Raw genomic sequence first — 3,120 nt, forward strand, 5'->3', positions numbered from 1 at the left:
CCCACGGGCTTGACCAGCCGCAAACCGGCGGCCAGTTGCTGCTGGGTGAAGCCCAGCTCCAGCAACTCGGCTTCCGGCACCACTTCCGGCGCCTTGCAGTGATCGCAGAGTTTGCGGGCAAGGCGCTGGGCCATGATGAGGGTGACCGAAGAGGCGATGTTGAAGGCCGGCACCCCCATGTTCATCATCCGGGTGAGCGTTTCTGCCGCCGAGTTGGTGTGCAGGGTGGAGAGCACCAGGTGACCGGTCTGGGCGGCCTTGATGGCGATCTCGGCGGTTTCCAGATCCCGTATCTCCCCCACCATGACGATGTCGGGATCCTGGCGCAGGAAGGAGCGCAGGGCGCTGGCGAAGGTGAGCCCCGCCTTGGGATTGATCTGCACCTGGTTGACGCCGGGCAGGTTTATCTCAACCGGATCTTCGGCGGTGGAGATATTGACCTCGCTGGTGTTGAGGATGTTGAGGCCGGTATAGAGTGAGACCGTCTTGCCTGACCCCGTCGGGCCGGTCACCAGGATCATGCCCTGAGGTTTGGAGAGGGCGTGCAGGTACTGCGTCTTCTGCCGGTCGTCAAAGCCGAGTTGATCGATATTGAGCCGGGCGGCCGAGGAGTCCAGCAACCGGATCACGATCTTTTCGCCCCACATGGTGGGCAGGGTGTTGACCCGCATGTCCATGGATCTGTTGCGTGAGATCTTGAGTTTGATCCGGCCATCCTGGGGCAGGCGCCGTTCGGCAATGTCGAGCCGCGCCATCACCTTGAGGCGAGCCGCGAAGCGGTTGGCCAGGTTGACCGGCGGCGTGGCGACTTCGTGCAATATGCCGTCTACCCGAAAGCGGATCCGGTACTTGGTCTCGTAGGGTTCGAAATGCAGGTCGGAGGCCCCGCGCTTGATGGCATCCATCATGATCTTGTGGATGTATTTGACGATGGGGGCGTCATCGTCCGCGGTGTTGACGCTCTCGTCGAGGCGGGAACTCTCGTCGGAGACCTCGAGTTCGGAGATCTCGGCCTCGTCGATATGATCCATGCCCAGGGTATCCTGCTCGCTCTCCATCAGCTTGCCGATGGCGGCGGTCAGCTTGCTCTCTTCGACCAGCAGGGCTTCCGTATGCAGGCCGAAGCTGAAGCCAAAATCCTCCAGAGCCGACACATTGGTCGGATCGGACATGGCGATATAGAGAGTATGCCCCTGGGTGTAGATGGGCAGGACATGGTGCTTTTCAATCAGCTTTTGATTGAGGTATTTCTGCGGGATCTCGGCGAGATCAAAGGCCGCCAGATCCAGCAGAGGTACCCCATATTCCAGCTCGCAGAAATCGGCGAGGGCTTTGCTGTCGAGGATGTCGTTTTCAATCAGGAAGGTGACAAAGGGCTTGCGCTGCGCCCTGGCCTGGCTCAGATAGCGCTGCGAGTCCGGCTCACTGAGGAGGGAAGAGGCGGCCAGGCTGGTGGCCAGGCCGCTATTTAGGCTAGAGGTCATGCGTTAGCAAAGGCCATCTGTGCGGCAAGAGCCAGAAATCTGCCATATAACGTTAGAACCAGCGGATGGTACTACACCACCAGATATGGCCAGAATATAAGTGCTTGCACTATCGAAAACAGTGGACTGCCCAGTTCCCGTAATTGCCAAAGTAGTAGTGCTGACACTAACACCGCTCACGATCGCAGTATTAAACGCATTACTAACAGCCGCATTACCAGCACCAGCACAGTCTGAAGCAAGGCTGGTACCCGTGTAGCCTTGAACACAAACCTCCACAGCTGTCTTAGCGGGGCCAACGGCGGCAATTACCTCTGAAAACTTAGCCCGTTTGGTATAGGTCTTGTACGCCGGCAAAGCGATGGCGGCCAGAATGGCGACGATCGCAACGACGATCATCAATTCGATTAGCGTAAACCCTGACTGTCTTTTCATGTGAAATATCCTTTTTTCCATGTTTCCTGATAAGCACCGGTGGAATGCTATCCACGCTGGTATTTTATCCGAGCGCTTCGGGTTGGCAACAGAGGCGGGGACCTTGTTCGCCGCTTTTATGTCATTTAGTGAAATGTGTAGAAAAATCAAAGATTAAATGGCTTCCATTGGCACTTGTCATGAGGCGGGAGGGCCCATCTTCACACTCCTTATGTCGTGGGATCCTGCATAAAGAAAAGGCGCCGATGGCGCCTTTTGCAAGTTTCGAGCCCTGTAATATTTTTGGGCACGAGCAATGGATGGGGCTTGCTCAAGCCTCGACAAAGCGCATGGAGAGATCCAGTGCCCGCACATGCTTGGTCAGCGCTCCCACCGAGATGAAGTCGATCCCGGTCGCGGCGTATCCGGCAAGGGTATCGAGGGTGACGTTGCCGGAGACTTCCAGCTTGGCTCTGCCCTGATTGAGGCGAACAGCGTCCTGCATCATGGGGATGTCGAAGTTGTCCAGCATCACGATGTCGGCCCGTGCGGCCAGGGCCTGCTCCAGCTCGGCCAGGGATTCGACCTCGACTTCCACCGGTTTGTCCGGATTGAGACGGCGCGCTTCGCTGATTGCTTCAGCGATGCCGCCGCAGGCGAGAATGTGGTTCTCCTTGATGAGGTAGGCATCAAACAGACCGATACGGTGGTTTTTGCCGCCGCCGCAGGTGACCGCATATTTCTGGGCGCTGCGCAGGCCGGGCAGGGTCTTGCGGGTATCGAGCAGGCGGCAGTCAGTGCCTTCCAGCTCGGCCACATAACGGGCGGTCAGGGTGGCGACCCCGGAAAGGGTCTGCACGAAGTTCAGCGCATTGCGCTCGCCGGTCAGCAGCACGCGGGCGGGGCCATGGAGGCGGAACAGCTCCTGATTGGGGGCAAGGCGTTCACCATCTTGCACTTTCCACTCGACCTTCACTTCGCCACCGAGCTGGGCAAACACCTCGTCGACCCAGGGCTGGCCGCAGAAGACGCCCGCCTCGCGGGTGATGACTCGCGCGGTCGAGATGCGATCAGCCGGGATCAGCTGGGCCGTGATGTCGGCGCTGGCATCCGGTTGATCCAGCGCGGTGAGGGCATCGCCCAAGTCTTCGAGAAGTGCGGCGCGCACGGCGCGGCGGATGTCCTGTTGTAACATGCCTTATTCCTGCAAGGGTCTGAGAAG

Annotated in this window: 3 protein-coding genes; all 3 read right to left on the reverse strand. The window is 58.8% G+C overall.

Translation table 11 applies throughout. The features are described 5' to 3' along the window. Positions 1 to 1,484 (reverse strand): PilB family type IVa pilus assembly ATPase TapB (tapB, locus tag AACR77_RS17480; protein ID WP_042878615.1); only part of this gene is annotated, 1,484 nt, incomplete at its 3' end. Between the two features lie 3 nt (positions 1,485 to 1,487). Then, positions 1,488 to 1,919: a pilin gene (locus AACR77_RS17485; RefSeq protein ID WP_041211786.1), complete on the reverse strand. Its 432-nt coding sequence runs from the start codon at positions 1,917 to 1,919 to the stop codon at positions 1,488 to 1,490. A gap of 310 nt (positions 1,920 to 2,229) precedes the next feature. Then, a complete protein-coding gene (nadC, locus tag AACR77_RS17490) occupies positions 2,230 to 3,093 on the reverse strand; it encodes a carboxylating nicotinate-nucleotide diphosphorylase (RefSeq protein WP_041211785.1) in 864 nt (287 codons plus the stop codon). Positions 3,094 to 3,120 lie beyond the last annotated feature (27 nt).

It is taken from the genome of Aeromonas sp. ZOR0002, assembly GCF_963866995.1.
Taxonomy (GTDB): domain Bacteria; phylum Pseudomonadota; class Gammaproteobacteria; order Enterobacterales; family Aeromonadaceae; genus Aeromonas; species Aeromonas caviae.

Excerpts from the sequence above, each read along its gene's own strand:
- AACR77_RS17485 (WP_041211786.1), bottom strand. The coding sequence starts at position 1,919 with ATGAAAAGACAGTCAGGGTTTACGCTAATCGAATTGATGATCGTCGTT.
- nadC (WP_041211785.1), bottom strand. The coding sequence starts at position 3,093 with ATGTTACAACAGGACATCCGCCGCGCCGTGCGCGCCGCACTTCTCGAA.